This is a genomic window from Micromonospora sp. NPDC047670 (assembly GCF_043204915.1).
GTDB lineage: Bacteria > Actinomycetota > Actinomycetes > Mycobacteriales > Micromonosporaceae > Micromonospora.
Genome location: NZ_JBIDDA010000019.1, coordinates 46,885 through 65,609, shown reverse-complemented (window position 1 = coordinate 65,609; position 18,725 = coordinate 46,885). Strand labels below are relative to the sequence as shown.

Below are 18,725 nucleotides of genomic sequence, written 5' to 3'. Positions count from 1 at the left end.
TTTCTGGTATGACTGGTCCCTGTGCGGATGGCGTACAGGTGTCGGGCGTACCCGACCCCGGAGCAGGCTGCGGTGCTGAATCGCACGTTCGGATGTGTACGTGTCGTCTGGAATCGCACTCTCGCTGCCCGTCACGCCCGCTGGCACGCCGAACGGAGATCCACCTCTTACGCGGAGACGGATCGGGCGTTGACGGAGATGAAGAAGCAGCCCGGCCTGGCGTTTCTGGGTGAGGTGTCGTCGGTGCCGTTGCAGCAGACCCTGCGGCACCAGCACACCGCCATGACCGCGTTCTTCGCCAAGCGGGCCCGGTATCCGCGGTACAAGTCGCGGCACGGCCGCCAGTCCGCCAGTTTCACCAGGTCGGCGTTCCGTCTGCGCGGCGGGAACCTGTCGCTGGGGAAGACACCCGGTGTGCTGCGGTTCGTGTGGTCCTGGCCGAACGTGGACGTGACGGCGCTGGATCCGACGATGGTGACGGTGTCGCGTGACCCGGACGGCCGCTGGTTCGTGACCCTCGCCGTCGACATCGAGGCACCCACCGCACCCGAACCCACCGGCGGGGTGGTGGGCGTGGACCTCGGCCTGACCGATTTCGCGGTGCTGTCCACCGGCGAGCGCATCCCACATCCGAGGCACATGGAACGGCGCGAACGCCGACTCAAGCGGTATCAGCGGATGATGGCCCGCCGGCAGAAGGGCTCCGCCAACCGCGCCAAAGCCAAACGGAGAGTCGCCCGGGCGCATTCGCGGGTACGTGACGCCCGCCGAGACTTCCTGCACCAGCAGTCCACCGCCCTGGTGCGCCGGTTCGCCGCCATCGCCGTGGAGGACCTGGCGGTGGCGAACATGGTCCGCAACCGGTCCCTCGCCAAAGCGATCTCGCGTACCGGTTGGGCCGAATTCCGCACTCTGCTCGCCTACAAGGCGCACCGCGACGGCCGCACCCTCGCCGTCGTGGACCGCTGGTATCCGTCGTCGAAGACGTGTTCGGCGTGCGGGCACCTGCTCGCCACACTCTCCCTCGGCACACGCTACTGGGCGTGTCCGGGTTGCGGCACCCGGCATGACCGGGACGTCAACGCCGCGAAGAACATCGCCGTCGCGGCCGGGCTGGCCGAGACACAAAACGCCTGCGGAGCGGACATCAGACACGAAGGACCTCCTTCCGTGCGGTCTGCCGTGAACCAGGAACCCCAACCCGCGAGGGTGGGAATCCCCCGCCCTTAGGCCGGGGGAGGATGTCAAGCGGGCAGGTCTCCTCGGGTTGCGGCGGGAGGGGCGTCGGCCGCGCCGGCGCCGGTCGCGCCCTCGAACTGGGCGCGGGTGCAGACGCTGAGCAGCGCGTCCTTCTCGGGCTTGGCGATCCGGCCGACGACGGTGAAGCCGACGGCCGCGTTGAGGGCGTGCACCGCCGTGTTGCGCACGTCGGGCTCCACCACGACCCGGCGGGTGGCCGGGTCGGCGAACAGCCACGCCATCACGGTGGTGATCACCGCGCGGGTGAAACCGTGCACCGGCGCGTCCGTGGGCGCGCAGAGGAAGTGCATGCCGACGTCGCCGTCGACCGCGTCGTGCAGGCCGACCAGCTCGACGTGCGCGGGGTCGTACCGCTCGGCGAGGAAGGCGGGCCGGCCCTCGTGCAGGCCGAGGAACGCGTCGTGGTGCGGGTGCGCGGCGATCCGTCCGTACTCCTCGGCGACCCGGGCCACGTCGGCGTCCTGCATCAGCCAGAACGCCGCCTTCGGGTGGGTCACCCAGCGGTGCAGCAGCGGGGCGTCGGCGTCCGGGTCGAGGGCACGCAGCGCGAACTCGCCGAGCCGGTCGTCGACGCGGCGGTAGACCACGTCGGTCACGACGCGACCCCGGCCGGCGCGCCGAAGTCCTGGAAGGCGATGCGCTTCTCGATCGGGTAGTGCTCGCGGCCGAGCATCTCCCGGATGATCCACGAGTTGCGGTACGGGCCCATGCCCAGGTCGGGCGAGGTGATGCTGTGCGTGTGGGTGCCGGCGTTCTGCAGGAAGATGCCCCGGCCGGTGTGGTCGATGCTGTAGTTGCGGGCCACGTCGAAGCGGCCGTGGCCGTCCCAGCGAATCCGGTCCCGCACCGGCTCCAGGAACTCGGGGACGCGGTAGTGGTAGCCGGTGGCCAGCACCAGCCCCTCGGTGGCCAGGGTGAAGTCGCGGTCCTGCTCGACGTTGCGCAGCCCCAGCGTGTACGTCCCGCTCGCCTCGTCGTACGCGGCGGTCGTCAGCGCGGTGTTGGTCAGCAGCCGGGTCCGCACGGGGCCGCCGATGCTCTTGGCGTAGAGCAGGTCGTAGATGTCGTTGATCAGGTCCGCGTTGATGCCCTTGAACAGCCCCTTCTGCGCGGACTCCAGCCGGTAGCGGGTCGCCTCCGGCAGGGCGTGGAAGTAGTCCACGTAGTCCGGCGAGGTCATCTCCAGGGTCAGCTTCGTGTATTCGAGCGGGAAGAACCGCGGCGACCGGGTGACCCAGTTCAGCTGGTAGCCGCCGCTGTCGATGTCGCCGAGCAGGTCGTGGTAGATCTCGGCAGCGCTCTGCCCGCTGCCGACCACGGTGATGCTCCGCTTGGCGCGCAGCGCCGCCCGGTGCTCCAGGTACCGCGAGTTGTGCACGACGTCGCCGCCGAGCTCCCGACAGGCGTCGGGCACGTGCGGCGGGGTGCCCGTGCCGAGTACGAGGTGCCGGGCCCGGTGGCTGACCTGCTCCCCCGTGGCGGCCACCGTCGCCCGCACGACGTAGTGCTCGTCGGCCGGGTCGAACTCGACCGAGGTGACCTGCTGCCCGAACCGGACGCTGCGCAGCTTGCCGGCGGCCCAGCGGCAGTAGTCGTCGTACTCGCTGCGCAGCGGGAAGAAGCTCTCCCGGATGTAGAACGGGTAGAGCCGCCCCGACTCCTTGAGGTAGGCCAGGAAGGAGTACGGGGAGGTCGGGTCGGCGAGCGTGACCAGGTCGGCGATGAACGGCGTCTGGAGGCGGGTGGAGTCCAGCAGCATCCCGGGGTGCCAGCTGAAGCTCTCCCGCGCCTCCAGGAAGAGGCCGTCGAGGTCGTCGATCGGCTCGGTCAGGCACGCCAGGCCCAGGTTGTACGGGCCCAGCCCGACGGCGATGAAGTCGTACGTCGACATGTGGTTCTCCAAGGCGGGGGGTGGATCGTCAGCCGACGGGGCAGGACAGCTCGGCGGTGGCCCTGGTCTGCGCGTACCAGCCGGCGTGCTCGGCGACGAGGTCGAGGACGTGGGCGATGTCGTCCAGCGTGGTCTCGGGGTTGAGCAGGGTGAACTTGAGGTAGTGCGCGCCGTCGACCTTGGTCCCGGCGACGAGCCCGGCGCCGGAGGCCGCCAGCGCCTCGCGGGCGTACAGGTTGGCGTCGTCGACGACGTCCCGGCCGGCGCCGGTCGGCAGGTAGCGGAAGACCACGGTGCTCAACTGCGAGCGGGTGACCACCTCGAAGCGGGGATCCCCGGTGAGCATCTGCCAGGCGTCGGCGGCGCGGTCGACCACCTCGTCGAAGAGCGCGCCGATCGCGTCCGGACCCATGATCCGCAGCGTCAGCCAGAGCTTCAGGGCGTCGAAGCGGCGGGTGGTCTGGAGGCTCTTGTCGACCTGGTTGGGGATGCGCTGCTCGACCATCCGGGCCGGGTTGAGGTAGTCGGCGTGCCAGGTGGCGTGCCGCAGCACCCGCCGGTCGCGCACCAGCAGCGCGCTGGAGCTGACCGGCTGGAAGAAGGACTTGTGGTAGTCGACGGTGACCGAGTCGGCCCGCTCGATGCCGTCGAGCAGGTGCCGCCGGGTCGGCGACACCAGCAGCCCGCAGCCGTACGCGGCGTCGACGTGCAACCAGACGCCGGCGGCCGCGCAGATGTCGGCGATCCGCGGCAGCGGGTCGATGGTGCCGAAGTCGGTGGTGCCGGCGGTGGCCACCACGGCCATCACCACCAGCCCCTCCCGCCGGCAGCGGTCGATCTCGTGGGCCAGTTCCTCCGTACGCATCCGCCGGTCGCCGTCGGTGGGCACGGTGACCACCGCGTCCGCGCCGAGGCCGAGCAGCTTGGCCGCCTTCTGCACGCTGAAGTGGCCGGCCGCCGAGGTGAGGATGCGCAGCCGGGACAGCAGCTCCGGCCGTGCCGGGCGCTCCGTCGACCGGCCGACCTCCCGGGCGCAGCTCTCCTCGCGGGCCAGCAGCATCGCCTGCAGGTTGGACTGGGTGCCGCCGCTGGTGAACACGCCGTCGGCGGCCGGCCCGAGGCCGATCCGCTCGGCCGTCCAGTCGATGAGCCGGCGCTCGATCAGCGTGCCCCCGGCGCTCTGGTCCCAGGTGTCCAGGGAGGAGTTGACGGCGCTGAGGACCGCCTCGGCGAGCAGGGCGGGGATCACCACCGGACAGTTGAGGTGCGCCAGGTAGCGGGGGTGGTGGAAGAAGACGGCGTCGCGCAGGTAGACGTCCTGGAGCTCGTCGAGCGCGGCACCGGTGTCGCCCAGCGGCCGGTCCAGGTCGATGCCGGCGATCCGCGGCGCCAGCTCGTCCGGTGTCACCCCCGTGAACGGCCGGTCCGCGCCGGCCACCCGGGTCGCCACCCGGTCGATCCCGGCGGCGAGCACGCGCCGATAGTCCTCGACCGAGCCGGCGGTGAACAGGTGGGCGCGGGCGCCGTCGGTGCCGGGGGTCGCCCCGGTCGACGGTGCCTGGACGGTGGATCCGGGCAGGCTCATGCGGGTCCTCAACGGTCGGGAGTGGACACGGTGGCGGGGGACGGTGGACGTCGCCTTCCGCGCGTGATCCGGTGATCGAGCGAACTTAGGTTACCCTAACCTAAGTTCGTGTCAACATTGTTGCCGCGTTATATCGATCTCGCTCAGTTCGGCGCGGTCGCCAACACCCGGTCTGCGGGGGTCGCCCCGGCGGGGCGCCGGAGCCGCCGCTGGTGCGCCACGCCCGTCGCGACGCCGAGCGCCACCAGGACGACGGAGGCCACCGCGACCGCGGGGTAGCCGACCAGGTCGGCCGCGGCGAGCGCGAGGGAGGCGGCGACGAACGAGCAGACCAGCCCGAACGACGACAGCACGGTGAAGTCGGTGCCGCCCGTGCCGGGCCGGGAGTAGTCCATGTTGACCGTGTAGAGCACGACGTTGGCGACCGTGTAGGCGGCCATGAAGCAGCACAGCGCCGCGACCGTCCCGCCGAGCGGGGCCCGGCCGTTCATCAGCGGCAGCAGCAGCACCGTGGACACGGCCAACGCCGCTCCCCCGGCGACGAGCACGCCGGCGCGCCCGAACCGGCCGATCCCGGCCCCGGCGAGCAGACCGGCCACGATGGCCGGCGCGCTGGTGACCACGCCGGTCACCACGCCGATGCGTCCCAGCGACCAGCCGGCGTCGACCAGGGCCGGCGTGACGAGGGCGTACGCCGCACCGGCTCCGGTGTAGACCAGCGGGACCACGGCGAAGGTCCACCACCGGCAGCCGGGCTGGCCGAACACGGACAGCAGCGCCCGGTACGCCTGGCCGGTGCGGACGCGGTCCACGCGGGCGGGCTCCCGGAACCGCCACACCACCAGCAGGCCGACGGCGGTCAGCGCGACCAGCAGCAGGATGGCGGGCACCCAGCCGAACCGGTCGTAGACGATCACACAGGCGCCGCCGCCGAGCAGGTTGCCCGCGTAGCTCGCGGCGACCTGGATCCCGTTGCCGGCGCCCCGCGACCGCTCGGACAGCAGCCGGACGGCGACCGCGTCGACGGCGATGTCCTGCGTCGCGGAGAGGAAGACGTACGCGACGCAGATCGCGACGACCGGGCCGAGCTGCTCGGCCGGGCGACCGAACGGCAGCAGGGACAGCAGGGCCAGCACCAGGCCGGCCTGCAGCACCAGCAGCCAGGAGCGGTAGTGCCCGCGCCGGCGCGAGCCGTACCGGTCGAGGATCGGCGCCCAGAGGAACTTGACCGGCCAGACCAGGCCGACGAACTGCAGCAGCGCCAGCGTGTCGAGGGACGTGCCGCCGTCGCGCAGGATGGCGGTCAGCCCGACGGTGATGAAGCCGACGCCGAGGTACTGGGTGACGTAGAGCGTGGTGAGCGTGCCGAGCCGACCCTTCACCGCGCGCTCCAGTAGGCCAGCGAGGTGAGCTGGTGCTTGCCGACGCCCAGCGTCCGCCGCACGTGCTTGGTGATGCCGCGCGTGCTGGCCGCCTCGCAGGCCACCCAGTAGTGCGCGTCGTCGGCGGCGGGCAGGGCGGCGCAGACGGTGTCGACCAGGTGCCGCCCGCCGTCGCGGCGCGGCACCCAGGTGACCTCGTGCCGGTCCCGGGCGCGCGGCGTCAGGGCCTTCTCTCCCTCGTCGGCGTACTCCAGCCACACCGTCGCCGGGACGTCGGGGGCCGCGTCCAGCAGGCTGTTCACCGCCGGCAGCGAGGCGGCGTCGCCGATCAGGTAGAGGTGGCGCGGGGCGGGGTCCGGCAGGCTGAACGCGCTGCCCTGCATCGTGGCGTCGATGGTGTCGCCCGGCTTGGCGGCGGCGGCCCAACGGGCGGCGCACCCGTCGTGGATGGCGAACTCGAGGTCGAACCGGCCGGTCGCCGGGTCCGGGTCGACGAGGGTGTACGCGCGCTGGTGCGGACGGCCGTCGTTGTCGAACCACAGCCGGACCCACATGGTGGGGTGGACGCCGTACGCCTCCAGCAGCCCGCCGCCGTCCATGCGCAGCCGGCGGTAGTTCCCGCCGACCGACTCGGTGCCGAGCACGGTCAGCCGGAAGTCGCGGCCGCCCATCGCCTTCAGCACCAGGGCTTCCCAGTTTCGCTTCACGCACCCCTCCAGGTAAGGTCTGCCTCAGTTAGGGGAGGGTAACCTAAGTTGATGTTCCTGTGGCAGGCGGTACGGCCGCCCGTGCGACCAGGGCCGCGATGACCGGCGTCTATCGTGACCGATGGGGGATCCCGCACCTGCGCGCCGACACCGTCGACGACCTCGCCCGGCTCCAGGGGCGGGTGGCCGCCGTCGACCGGGCCTGGCAGATCGAGGTCGAGCGGTGGCGCTCGGAGGGCCGCCTCGCGGAGCACGTCGGCCCCGCCGAGCTGGGGTGGGACAGGTTCGCCCGCCGGGCCCGCCTCGACGACACCGCGCGGCGCTGCTTCGACGGGCTCACCCCCGCCACCCGCCGGTGGGTCACCGCCTACGTCGACGGCGTCAACGAGGGGCTCGCCGAGGGCGCTGCGGCGGCGCCCGAGTTCGCGGCGGTCGGCTGCGCGCCGGGCCCCTGGCGGCCGTGGTCGCCGCTCGGCGTCTTCCTCGTCCAGCACGTGCTCTTCTCCACCTTCCCGAACAAGCTGTGGCACGCCCACGTCGCCGCCGCCCTCGGCCCGGCGGCGACCGGGCTGTTCGCCGTCGAGGGCCCCGGCGGGTCGGGCAGCAACGCCTGGGTGGTGCCCGGCGCCCCCGTGACCGGCCGGGCACCGGTCGTCGCCGGAGACCCGCACCGCATCCTCGAACTGCCCGGCATCTACCAGCAGGTGCGCCTCGCCTGCCCCGAGTTCGACGTGTTCGGCTTCGCGTTCCCCGGCGTTCCGGGCCTGCCCCACTTCGGGCACGCGGGCGAGGTGGCCTGGGCGGTCACCAACGCGATGGCCGACTACCAGGACCTCTACCGGGAGGAGCTGCGCCACGAGGGCGACCGGGTGCTGGTCCGCGACGCGGACGGCTGGGTGCCGGCGCACCGCCACGTCGAGCGCATCGAGGTGCGCGGCGGCGAGCCGGAGTCCGTCGAGGTGATCGAGACGCCCCGCGGGCCGGTCGTCGACCACGACCGGAGCACCGGCGAGGCGATCAGCCTGCGCACGCCGGGCCGGGTGGAGGGACGCCTCGGCTTCGACGCGCTGCTTCCGCTGCTGCGGGCGCGCAGCGTCGGCGACGTCGCCGACGCGCTGCGGGACTGGGTCGAGCCGGTCAACAGCGTCCTCGTCGCCGACCGGCACGGGGCGGTGGCCCAACTGGTCGCCGGGCTCGTGCCGATCCGCGACGAGCGGTGCCGGCGGGAGCCGGTGCCCGGCTGGGACCCGCGCTACCGGTGGCACGGGAGCTACGCGCCACCGCGCCGCACCGCCGTCGACGGTGTCGCGGTCTGCGCCAACGACCGCCGTGCCGACACCGCCGATCTCGGCGCCGACTTCGCCCCGCCGCACCGGGCCCGCCGCATCCGCGCCCTGCTGGCCGACGGCGCCGGCCCGGAGGCCGTACACACCGACACCCGGCTGGAGGCCGCGACCCTGCGCGGCGTGCTCGCTCGCCTCGACCCCGACGGCCTCGGCGAGCCGGCGCGGCGCCTACGGGAGCGGCTGATCGCCTGGGACGGGCGGATGCGGGCCGACAGCACGGACGCCGGCGCCTTCGCCGCCTGGCGCGCGGCCCTGGCCCGCCGGCTGCACGACCATCCGTGCCTGCGCCCGCTGCACGCCCCGAGCGCGTTCGACGCGCTGTTCGCGCCGTGGACCGACCCGCTGTCGCGCATCGGCCACGCCCTCGACGGCGTGGTCGCCGGGCTGCACCGCCTCGGCGGCGACGTCGACCCGGTCGCCGCCGAGGCCCTGGCGGACGTCGCGGCGGGCGACCCGCCCGGGCCGTGGGGCGGTCGGCACGTGCTGCACCCGGTGCACCTCGGGGTGGAGCCGGCGGTCGACGCGGCGGTACGCGCGATGCGGGCGCGGGTCGCGCTGGCCGGCGACACCGAGTGCGTGCTGGCCACCTCCAGCGTCCCCGGAGTGTCCGACGCGTGCTGGCGCGGCCCGGTGGCCCGCTACGTGTGGGACCTCGCCGACCGCGCGAACAGCCGCTGGATCGTCCCGTTCGGCGCCTCCGGGCGGCCCGGCGACCCGCACTTCGACGACCAACTGCCACTGTGGGCCGGCGGCGAACTGGCCCCGGTGGTCACCGACTGGCGAGAACTGACCCCGCAACCAGGAGCAGGTGCACCATGACATACCAGGAGAAGATTTCCGGATTCGGCGAACTGTCGCTCGTCGTGCTGGACCCGAAGAGCCACGCCGAGCTGGTGCACGGGTGGGTGACCGAGCCCCGGGCGTCGTTCTGGGGTATGGGGTCGTACTCGGTCGACGACGTGCGGGAGATCTACGAGTTCGTCGACGGGCTCGCCACCCACCACGCGTACCTGATCATGCTCGACGACGCGCCGATCGGCCTGTTCCAGACCTACGAGCCGGCGGCGGACCCGGTCGGCGAGCGCTACGACGTCCGGCCCGGCGACGTCGGGATGCACCTGCTGCTCGCGCCCGGTGCCCACCCGCCGCGCGGCCTCACCACCGCCGTCGGCCCCGCCCTCGCCCGCTTCCTGTTCAGCGACCCCACCCGGCAGCGGATCGTGGTCGAGCCCGACGTGCGCAACCAGCGCGCGCTGGACCGACTGGAGCGGGAGGGCTTCACCTTCGGCGACGAGATCGACATGCCCGACAAGCGCGCCCGGTTGGCGTTCCTCACCCGGGCCCGGTTCGAGTCGGATCATCCCGTGCCGGTCTGAGGGCCGGCGGCTCCGGGCCGCCCTCGTCGCAGCCCGGTCCGGACCCGCCCGCCGCCGCCCTCCCTGCGCAGGTCGAACGGGAGCAGCTCCGGCCGGGCCGGGCGCAGCCGGCCACGGGCCGCCAACTCGACGGTGAGGAGGACCGCGACCGCCTCCACGGCGAGGAGCCCGACCAGCACGACGAGCTGCGTGATCCCGGCCGTGAGCGGGCTCGCGCCGCCCAGCAGCACCCCGACGAACGCGCCCGGCAGCGTCACCAGGCCCACCGTGCGGGTCTGGTCCAGCGCCGGCACCAGCGCCTGCCCGGCCACCGGGCGGCACACGAGCAGCACCGCGTCCCGCGGCGCCAGTCCCAGCGCCAGGGCGGCCTCCACCTCTCCCCCGCGGGCGGTCAGCTCGTCCAGGACCCGCCGACCCGCCAGCGACGTCGCGGTCATCGCCCCGCCGATGAGGATGCCCGCCACCGGGATGACGGCGATCCCCCGCAGCGGCACGAGCCCGCCCGCCAGCAGCCCCGCCACCACGGCCATGCTCCCCGCCGCGATCGGCACGCCGGCCCACCAGTTCCAGCCGCCGGTGATCCGCCGGCCCGAGGTGGCGGCCGCCACCACGCACATCAGGACGACGAAGGCGGCCGTCGCCCACAGCGACACCACGATGGCGGTGATCAGCAACGACACGGCCGCCAACTGGATGGCGGCGCGGCCCGTGGCGACGAGCACCTGTCGGCCCTGACCGAGCCCGCCGACCCTGACCACGACGGCCGCCACCACGGCCAGGGCCACCAGGGCGGCAGCCAGCTCCGGGCCCACCACCAGCATCGTCGAGGACATGCGGCAAGTCTGCCCGGGCGCACCCGGCCGGAAGCGGCGCCCCCTGCGGAGACGGATTCTGTCGCCGGCGAGGCCCCGCCGGCGTGGGCGGGGCCTCGCGGTCGGGACGGCCGGTCAGGCGGTGGGGAAGCTGTCCGGGGGTGCGGATGCGGTCCCGCATGAGGGCCCCCGACTGGCTGAGCACGCCGGTGCCGGCGTACGTGCCGCCGGCGCAGGTGCCCGGCCGGAACGCGGCGCTGCCCTCGGCCTTGTCCGAGTAGGTCCAGTTCGCGTAGCTGATCTTCAGCCGGTCCAGCAGGTCGAGCCAGGCGGTGCTGCTGGCGACGTCGACCGCGCTGGCCCCCGGACGCGCACCGGCCCCGAGGCGTTCCGCCTCGGGGCCGGTGTGGTGACGGCGTCGGATCAGAAGGTCGGCGCGAGGTAGAGCAGCCGGTTCGGCGAGCCGGTGCCGGGGTTGGTGATCACGTTGGGCGTGGCCTGGCTGACCAGGTACGAGTGGACCTGGGCGGGCGTCCAGCTCGGGTTGACGCTGAGCACCCGGGCGGCCGCACCCGCGACGTGCGGCGAGGCCATCGAGGTGCCGCTGATCGACGAGGTGGCGGTGTCGCTGGTGGACCACGCCGACAGGACGCCGACGCCGGGGGCGAAGATGTCGGTGCAGGTGCCCCAGTTGGAGAACGAGGCCCGCGCGTCGTTGCTCTGCGAGGCGTTGACGGTCAGCGCCGTCGGGACGGAGGCCGGCGAGAAGTTGCAGGCGTTGGCGTTCGAGTTGCCGGAGGCCACGGCGTAGGTGATGCCGTCGGCGATCGAGTTCGCCACCGCGGTGTTCAGGGACGCGTTGTAGGAGCCGCCGAGGCTCATGTTCGCCACCGCCGGCTGACCCGCCTGGTGGTTCGAGGTCACCCAGTTGATGCCGGCGATGACCTGCGCCCAGGTGCCGCTGCCCTGGCAGTTCAGCACCCGGACACCCACCAGCCGGACGTTCTTCGCCACCCCGTACGTGTTGCCGCCGACGGTGCCCGCGACGTGGGTGCCGTGGCCGTTGCAGTCGGTGGCCGGCAGCGCGTTGTCGACCGCGTCGAAGCCGTCGACCGCCTGGCCGGCGAAGTCGACGTGGGTGGTCCGGATGCCCGTGTCGATGACGTACGCGGTGACACCGGTGCCGCTGCTGTTGTAGGTGTACGAGCGGCTCAGCGGCAGGGCCCGCTGGTCGATGCGGTCGAGGCCCCACGGCGGGTTGCTCTGGGTGGCCGCCATCGTCACCGTGTGGTTCTGCTCGACGTAGTCGACAGCGGGGTGCGCGGCGAGACGCTTGGCGGCCCGCTCCGACAGCCGCAGCTCGAAGCCGTTGAGCGCGTCGCCGTAGACGTGCCCCACCGTCCCGCCGAACCGCGCGGCCAGCGTGCCGGCGGCGCTGCGCACCTCGGCCTGCCGGGTGCCGGCGCGACCGCCGACGCCGCTGTCCTTGAGCACCACGATGTAGCTGCCGGTCACGGCCGTCGCGCCGCCGGCGCCGCGGATCTCGCCGGTCGCCGGGGCGGCTGTCGCCGGAGCGCCGATCATGGCGGTGACCATGGCGGCGCCGGCGAGCACGCCGACGGCGCCGGCGAGCATCCGCCGCTGAGTGCGAGGGAGTGTCATCTCCCGGTCCTCCTACTGTCGTGGCCTGCGGGCGGCTCGTGGCGCACCCGGGAGGCGGTGGACGATGAGAGAACCTTAGCCATCATATTTACGGTGGTATATTTCCTTGGTGTTCACAATATGAGGACGATGTTGACGAGTTTCGACGTGAATGCCTTGCGTGACCGACGTGAACGCCTCACGCGAGGAGAGATGCACTCCGGCACCGACGACTGCGGCGCTCCTGCCGGCCGCCATCCTCGCGCCACTCGGCCCGCCCGCGGGCCCGCGCACGACGACGACGCCCAGCCGGCGGTACGCTGCGGCTCCCCGACCCGACCCGCGGGCGACAGCTCGCGACGCCGGCACGGCGGCGTCCACATCGCGGGCCAACGGGACGAGTGATCCGCGTCACCGCGGTGAACCCGTCGGCCGCAGCGCCGGGCACCCGCGCGGCCCGCGGGCCGATTCCCGCTCCGCGGCCCGGATCCGCGTCTCCGACGCCTCCGGGTCGCCGCCGACTCCATTGACGTACGGAAGTCGGCTTCTGCACGCAGCGTGACCGCCCGGGATTCCGGAGACGACGACCGGACCTCGGCCCCGCTCGCCGGCAACTGTCGCGATTTGGAGCGCTCACTACCCTGTTGCTTGATCCCCGTGCCTGGGCACACGTCGACAGCGATAAGGGCTTCAGATGACCGACAGTCACCCTCCGTACGGAGGGCAGCCGGATCCGAACGTCACCCCGTGGAGCGGGCCGCCGGCCCCGCAGAGCGGGTATCCCGGATACGGCCAGCCAGGGCAGCCACCGCAGTTCGGGGCCCCCGTCCCGCCGCCGCAGAAGTCGAACAAGGGCCTGATCATCGGCCTGTCCGCGGCCGCCGTGGTGATCCTGCTCGTGCTCTGCGGCGCCGGAGTCGGCTTCGTCCTCGTCAACAACGACGACGACGATCCCACCCCGGTCGCGTCCGCCACCCCGAACACGACCAGCAGCAACCCGGGCACGGACGCCTCCCCCACCCCGGGCGAGCCCGAGCCCAACAACAACGCGGTGACCGCCCGCTACTCCAGCGACCTCGGCGACGTCTGCGAGGGCAGCCAGATCCTGAACGCGGCGCCCTACTCGGGCCCGTCCGGCGCCAAGGCGTACGTCTTCTCGAACAACCCCGACCGGCTGACGTTCTGGTCGTCGAAGTCGGTCGCCTCGAACAAGCCGTACTACGCCAAGAGCGCCGACTTCGAGACGGTGTCGGTCGTCGGCTGCCTGAAGTTCGTGGAGGGCAGCGAGGGCGCGCCCAAGAAGTGCCAGTACAAGGACAGCTCGGACAAGCAGGTCACCATCGACTACGTCTCGTCGCGCTACACGCTGACGTTCTACGCCGCGAAGACCGGCGAGAAGATCGGTGACGGCGGCACCGTGAGCGCCCCGGCGAACCGGTGCCCGAGCTTCATCTCGTACAACAAGAACACCATGAAGGCGTACGCGTCGCCGGACACCGGCACCATCGAGGCCGCGCTGGACAAGTTCCTGTCCTGACCGGCACGGTCGAGATCGGGGAGGGACGGGCCACCGTTCCTCCCCGATCGCGTTTCCGCCGTCCGCGCGGGCCCGTGTCGGGGGCTCGCCGGACCGCGCGCACCAACGACCGCCCGCGGACGCGACCGGGGCCGCCACCGTCTCGACGGACGGTGGCGGCCCGGTCGCGTGGGATCGGCCTCAGCGGCGCGCCGACGCCTTCCTCACCACGGCGTCCCCGTCCACCTGGTCGAAGGCGGGAGCGCCGTCGACGGCGTCGGCGGCGACGGCAGCCGCGGTGGCGGCGTCCGGCAGGTCCAGGCTGGTACGCAGGGTGACCGGCTTGAGCAGCGCCGCGGCGACGACGCCGACGACGGCGATGGCCGCGGAGATGAGGAAGATGTGGCCGGTGGCGTCGCCGTACGCGGCCCGCACGATCTGCTGGACCACGGCCGGCATGGCGTCGACGTTGAGGTTGCCGGACCCCCCACCGGAGGCGGGGATGCCCGCGGCGGCGAGGTCGGTGGTGATCCGGTCGGTGACCTGACGGGCGAGGACCGCGCCGAGCACCGACACCCCGATGGTGCCGCCGAGTGAACGGAAGAACGCCACGGTGGAACTGGCCGCGCCGATGTCCTTGAGGGAAACGGTGTTCTGCACGGCCAGGACGAGGTTCTGCATGGTCATGCCGACCCCGACGCCGACGACGAACATGGCGGCGCCGAGCAGCACCAGCGACGTCTGGTGGTCGATCGTGCCGAGCAGGGCGAACCCGATCACGAGCACGACCGCCCCGAACACGATGTACGGCTTGATCCTGCCCGTCTTCGTGATCAGTCGACCGGCGACGATCGACGAGCCGAGGACGCCGGCCATCATCGGGATCGTGAGCAGCCCGGCCTCCGTCGGGCTGTAGCCGCGGCCGATCTGGAAGTACTGGCCGAGGAAGACGGCGCCGCCGAACATGGCCATGCCGACCGCCAGGCTGCCGAGGATGGCCAGGGCGGTGGTGCGCTGCCGGACCAGGGCGAGCGGGACCACCGGCTCCTGCGCCCGCGCCTCGACCCGGACGGCCAGGGCGAGCAGGACGGCCGCGCCGCCCACCATCGCCGCGGTCTGCCAGGAGAGCCAGGCGAACGAGTCGTCGACGAAGGAGATCCAGATGAGCAGCACGCTGACCCCGGCGGCGATCAGGGTCGCGCCCAGGTAGTCGATCTTCACGTTGTCGCGGCGGGCCGTCGGCAGGTGCAGGGTGACCTGGAGCAGGATCAGCGCGATGACGGCGACGGGCACGCCGACGAAGAAGCACCAGCGCCAGCCGAGCCAGGACGTGTCGACGATGAGGCCGCCCAGCAGCGGGCCGCCGACCGTCGCCACCGCCATCACGCCGCCGAGGTAGCCGTTGTAACGGCCCCGCTCGCGCGGCGGGATCATCGCCGCGATGGCGACCTGGACGAGCGCCTGGAGGCCGCCGACCCCGATGCCCTGGAACGCGCGGGCGGCGATGAGCTGGCCGGCGGTCTGCGCGAAGCCGGCAAGCACCGAGCCGACCAGGAAGACCACGATGGCGACCTGCACCAGCAGCTTCTTGTTGAACAGGTCGGCGAGCTTGCCCCAGATCGGGGTGGTCGCGGTCGCGGTGAGCAGGGTGGCGGTGACCACCCACGTGTACTGGGTCTGCGACCCGTTCAGCGCACCGATGATCTTCGGCAGCGCCGTCGAGACGACGGTGCCGCTCAGCATGGCGACGAACAACACCAGCAGCAGGCCGCTGAGCGCCTCGAGCGTCTGCCGATGGGTCATCGGCGTGTCGCCGGTCGTCGTGGTGGGTGCGCTCATCGCGCGGCCTCCAGGTTGTCGTGGTGTCCGAGGGCGGTCTCGATGTCGCGGGTGAACCGGCCGATGGCCGTGCTCAGCGCCGCCATCTCGGCGGGCGTCCAGTCGGCGAGCGCCCGGTCGAGCACCCCGCCGTACCAGTCGAAGATCTCGGCGAGGGCGGCCCGGCCGTCGGGGGTGACGGCCAGGACCCTGGCCCGCATGTCGGTCGGGTCGGCACGCCGCTCGACCAGACCGAGCCCGACGAGCGAGGCGATGGCGCGGCTGATCGTCGACGGGTCCAGGCCGGTGCGGGCGGCGAGCTCCCGCGCGTGGCAGCCGGGGGGAAGCTGGTCGATCTGCATGAGCATGCCGGCCAGGCCGAGCGGCACGAGCGGCCGGACGTCGGCCCGGCGGCGCCGGATCAGCCGTACGGTGCGGACGAGTTCGTGCAGCCTGGTGCCGAGTTGACGAGCGGTGCCGTCCACCGTTCCCCCCACATCGCAGATGGTTGCCGCACACAAGCATCTGCCGATCTTGCTCAATGCGCAAGTTTGCGCGATGAGAAACGGGTCACGCCGCGACTAGGCTGTCGGCATGGAGGAGTCCACCGGGCTACGGGAGCGCAAGAAGGCGGCGACCCGCCTCGCCCTGCACGAGGCGGCCCTGCGCCTGGCCACCGAGCACGGGCTCGACCGCGTCACCGTCGAGGCGATCGCCGACGCCGCGAACGTGTCCCGCCGCACGTTCTCCAACTACTTCTCCAGCAAGGAGGAGGCGATCTTCCACGGCGACGCCGTACGGCTGCGCCGGCTGCTGGAACTGGTCCGCCAGCAGCCGCCCGACGATCCCCCGTGGCGCGCGCTGAGCCGCGCCGCCGAGCAGCTCGCCGACGAGGCGTACGGCGACGACCCGCCCCCCTGGCTGGTCCGCCGCCGCCAGTTGCGGGGACACCCGGGACTCGTCGCCCAGCAGGTCGCGGCGTACACCACCATCGAGCGCGACCTCGCCGACGAGTTCGCACACCGGCTGGCCGGCCCCGACCCGGAACTGCGCTCCCGGGTGCTGGCGGCGACCTTCCTGGCCGGCCTGCGCGTCGCCGTCCAACACTGGACCGACCACCCCGACGGGCCGCTGCGCGACGTCATCCGGACCGCGCTCGCGCAGGCGGCGTCCGCACCGACCGTCGAGGTAACCGGCGCCCCACCCGGCGGCGGCTGACCCCCAGGTTGGCGGATTCGCGTCAGGGCAGGTCGGGCGCGCCGCCACCCGGCGGCGCACAGGTCCGCCGGCGAGGGCATCGGCGCCGTACGGCCCCGGGCGGCCAACGGCCGGTGCTAGCGTCCAGATGCGCAGGCCACCACGCAGACCTCCGTTCGGACGGAAGGTTGGGCTATGGACGAGACCGCGGCACGGGCGATGATCAAAGCCCACTTCGACGCCTCGAACGTCAGCGCACCCGGCGGCGGGCCGGGCGACGACATCGCCCGCGCCTCCGAGATCTACGCCGACGACGCGGTGCTGGAGTGGCCCCAGGGCCGCGAGCGCATCCGCGGCAAGGCGAACATCACCGCCTTCAGGTCCAGCTACCCCGCCCGCCAGGAGTTCCAGTTGCACCGGACCACCGGCTGCGGGGATCTGTGGGTCAACGAGTACACCATCCGGTACGACGACCGCCCCATGATGGCCGTCGGGATCATGGAGTTCCGCGACGGAAAGGTCGTCCGCGAACGCATCTACTTCGGGGAGCCCTGGGAGCCGCCGGCCTGGCGGGCGCAGTGGGTCGAGCGGATGGAACCGTTTACTCAGGCGTCCGCGTGATCGCCCGACGCCCGCCGGCGACGCCGAAGGGCCAGGAGGTGACGACCGCCCCCGGGCGACGTCCTCGTTGCTCCCGTCGTCCTGGTGGGATGGTCGGCCTCCGGGGACACCGGGCCGGCCGCCCTCTGACCTGTGTCCGGGCGGCGCTGAGCCCGGGCGCAGTCCCGGGACCGGCGTAGCCGACGCCGGACGGCCGGGCGCCGGCGTTAGCCCGCGCCGGACAGCCGGGCGCCGGCGTAGCCCACGCCGCACGGCCCGGCATCTCCGTCGGCCTATGCTCTGGCGTGTGAACGGGAAGCGGTGGAGCGGCATGGACCTGGGCAACGTGCTGCGCGCCGTCGAGGACGCCGCCCCCGTCGACGCGGTGGAGGCGGTGACCCGGGGCATCGGCGTCGACCTCGGGGCGCTGTGGGTGTCGTTCCTCGTCGCGGACATGAGCGGCCGGGCCCTCGTACGCCTGGCCCACGACGTTCCCCTCGCAGACCGGCCCGGCAGACGCCGCCAGGACCAGGACGTCGCCACCGTGCTGCCTTTCGACGGCGGCCCGCAGGAACAGGCACTGCGCTCCCAGCGCGTGCAGGTCCGTTCGAGCGGTGGTCATCACGTCGTGATGGCGCCCGTCACGCAACGCGGCGAGGCCATCGGACTGCTGGAGATCGCCTTGCCGGCCGAGCCGGACGACGAGGCCCTGGCCGAGATCTCCCGGGCCGCACACGCGCTGGCGTTCGTGGTGATCGCCGCCCGGCGGCACACCGACCTCTTCGAATGGGGTCAGCGGACCACCCCGTTCACCCTCGCCGCGGAGATCCAGCGCCGGCTCCTGCCCTCCTCGTTCACCTGCGAGGCCGGCTCGTTCACCCTCTCCGCGTGGCTGGAGCCGGCGGCCAGCATCGGCGGAGACACCTTCGACTACAGCCTCGCGCGCAACCTGCTGCACCTGAGCATCACCGACGCGGTGGGCCACGGCGTGCACAGCGCCCTGACCGCGACGCTCTGCGTCGGCAGTCTGCGCCACACCCGCCGCCGCGGCCACACACTCCTCGAGCAGGCCCGGGCCGCGAACTCGGCGCTGATCCAGGACCCGCCCGGAGGGTTCGCCTTCGCCACCGGGCTGCTCGGCCGGCTCGACCTGCGCACCGGCGTGCTGGCCATGGTCAACGCCGGCCACCCCACCCCGCTCCTGGTGCGCGACGGAGCCGTCCAGCCCATCGCGCTACCGGTCGATGCGCCATTCGGCGTACTGCGAGACGGGACCTACCGCACGACCGACGTCCCGCTGCGTCCGGACGATCGACTCATCCTGCTCACCGACGGCATGCTGGAACGCGGCGCCGCCCGCCTCGACCTGCCCGCACGGCTGCCCGGCCTCGCCGACCTGCATCCCAGGGAGGTCGTCCGCGTGCTCGGCGACGCCGTCCTCGACGTCGCCGGACCCACCCTGCCCGACGACGCCTGCATGCTCGTCCTCGACTGGCACGGCGACCACGGCGACGACCGCCTCACCACGGCCGGCGCCGACCCCCACCGAGCGAGTGCCTCCCGTACGTCCTGAGAGCCGGCCGCCGTCATCCAC

At 72.9% G+C, this 18,725-nt stretch carries 16 protein-coding genes; 7 read left to right on the top strand and 9 right to left on the bottom strand.

From position 1 onward, the window contains the following. The first annotated feature begins 27 nt into the window (after positions 1-27). A complete protein-coding gene (locus ACGF7U_RS29160) occupies positions 28-1,230 on the top strand; it encodes an RNA-guided endonuclease InsQ/TnpB family protein (RefSeq protein WP_393112094.1) in 1,203 nt (400 codons plus the stop codon). Positions 1,231-1,244: 14 nt separating this feature from the next. On the opposite strand, the gene ACGF7U_RS29155 is transcribed toward ACGF7U_RS29160, so the two are convergent. From ACGF7U_RS29155 to ACGF7U_RS29135, 5 genes are all read right to left on the bottom strand, one after another. Next, on the bottom strand, positions 1,245-1,847 hold the full coding sequence (locus ACGF7U_RS29155) for a GNAT family N-acetyltransferase (protein ID WP_393112140.1): 603 nt from the start codon (positions 1,845-1,847) through the stop codon (positions 1,245-1,247). Between the two features lie 5 nt (positions 1,848-1,852). Beyond that, positions 1,853-3,151: a lysine N(6)-hydroxylase/L-ornithine N(5)-oxygenase family protein gene (locus ACGF7U_RS29150; protein WP_393112092.1), complete on the bottom strand. Its 1,299-nt coding sequence runs from the start codon at positions 3,149-3,151 to the stop codon at positions 1,853-1,855. Positions 3,152-3,179: 28 nt separating this feature from the next. Continuing rightward, entirely contained in the window at positions 3,180-4,736 is a 1,557-nt protein-coding gene (locus ACGF7U_RS29145) for a pyridoxal phosphate-dependent decarboxylase family protein (RefSeq protein WP_393112090.1), read from the bottom strand. A gap of 143 nt (positions 4,737-4,879) precedes the next feature. Continuing rightward, on the bottom strand, positions 4,880-6,118 hold the full coding sequence (locus ACGF7U_RS29140) for an MFS transporter (RefSeq protein ID WP_393112088.1): 1,239 nt from the start codon (positions 6,116-6,118) through the stop codon (positions 4,880-4,882). Next, positions 6,115-6,825, bottom strand: coding sequence for a siderophore-interacting protein (locus ACGF7U_RS29135; RefSeq protein ID WP_393112086.1), 711 nt, complete (start codon positions 6,823-6,825; stop codon positions 6,115-6,117). Before ACGF7U_RS29135 ends, ACGF7U_RS29140 begins: the two co-directional genes overlap by 4 nt. Positions 6,826-6,923: 98 nt before the next feature. Here ACGF7U_RS29135 and ACGF7U_RS29130 point away from each other — a divergent pair, with 98 nt between their 5' ends. Next, the gene (locus ACGF7U_RS29130; protein WP_393112084.1) at positions 6,924-8,990 is read left to right on the top strand and encodes a penicillin acylase family protein; all 2,067 of its coding nucleotides are present in this window, start codon (positions 6,924-6,926) and stop codon (positions 8,988-8,990) included. Beyond that, on the top strand, positions 8,987-9,547 hold the full coding sequence (locus ACGF7U_RS29125) for a GNAT family N-acetyltransferase (protein WP_393112082.1): 561 nt from the start codon (positions 8,987-8,989) through the stop codon (positions 9,545-9,547). The genes ACGF7U_RS29130 and ACGF7U_RS29125 overlap by 4 nt, the downstream gene beginning before the upstream one ends. On the opposite strand, the gene ACGF7U_RS29120 is transcribed toward ACGF7U_RS29125, so the two are convergent. After that, positions 9,529-10,380: an ABC transporter permease gene (locus ACGF7U_RS29120; RefSeq protein WP_393112080.1), complete on the bottom strand. Its 852-nt coding sequence runs from the start codon at positions 10,378-10,380 to the stop codon at positions 9,529-9,531. The genes ACGF7U_RS29125 and ACGF7U_RS29120 overlap by 19 nt on opposite strands. 402 nt (positions 10,381-10,782) lie before the next feature. Then, positions 10,783-12,021, bottom strand: a complete 1,239-nt coding sequence (locus ACGF7U_RS29115) for a S8 family peptidase (protein ID WP_393112078.1) — start codon at positions 12,019-12,021, stop codon at positions 10,783-10,785. A 673-nt stretch (positions 12,022-12,694) separates the two neighbouring features. Here ACGF7U_RS29115 and ACGF7U_RS29110 point away from each other — a divergent pair. Then, complete coding sequence (locus tag ACGF7U_RS29110; protein WP_393112076.1) at positions 12,695-13,537, top strand: hypothetical protein; 843 nt, start codon at positions 12,695-12,697, stop codon at positions 13,535-13,537. Positions 13,538-13,717: 180 nt separating this feature from the next. Here the strand turns inward: ACGF7U_RS29110 and ACGF7U_RS29105 are convergent, their stop codons facing one another. Further along, entirely contained in the window at positions 13,718-15,355 is a 1,638-nt protein-coding gene (locus ACGF7U_RS29105; RefSeq protein ID WP_393112074.1) for an MDR family MFS transporter, read from the bottom strand. After that, a complete protein-coding gene (locus ACGF7U_RS29100) occupies positions 15,352-15,831 on the bottom strand; it encodes a MarR family winged helix-turn-helix transcriptional regulator (RefSeq protein ID WP_393112072.1) in 480 nt (159 codons plus the stop codon). The genes ACGF7U_RS29105 and ACGF7U_RS29100 overlap by 4 nt, the downstream gene beginning before the upstream one ends. 97 nt (positions 15,832-15,928) lie before the next feature. Between ACGF7U_RS29100 and ACGF7U_RS29095 the strand changes: the two genes are divergently transcribed. From ACGF7U_RS29095 to ACGF7U_RS29085, 3 genes are all read left to right on the top strand, one after another. After that, the gene (locus ACGF7U_RS29095; RefSeq protein WP_393112070.1) at positions 15,929-16,552 is read left to right on the top strand and encodes a TetR/AcrR family transcriptional regulator; all 624 of its coding nucleotides are present in this window, start codon (positions 15,929-15,931) and stop codon (positions 16,550-16,552) included. Between the two features lie 174 nt (positions 16,553-16,726). Next, complete coding sequence (locus ACGF7U_RS29090; RefSeq protein WP_393112069.1) at positions 16,727-17,152, top strand: nuclear transport factor 2 family protein; 426 nt, start codon at positions 16,727-16,729, stop codon at positions 17,150-17,152. 286 nt (positions 17,153-17,438) lie between these two features. Then, entirely contained in the window at positions 17,439-18,704 is a 1,266-nt protein-coding gene (locus tag ACGF7U_RS29085; protein WP_393112067.1) for a PP2C family protein-serine/threonine phosphatase, read from the top strand. The last annotated feature ends 21 nt before the right edge of the window (positions 18,705-18,725 follow it).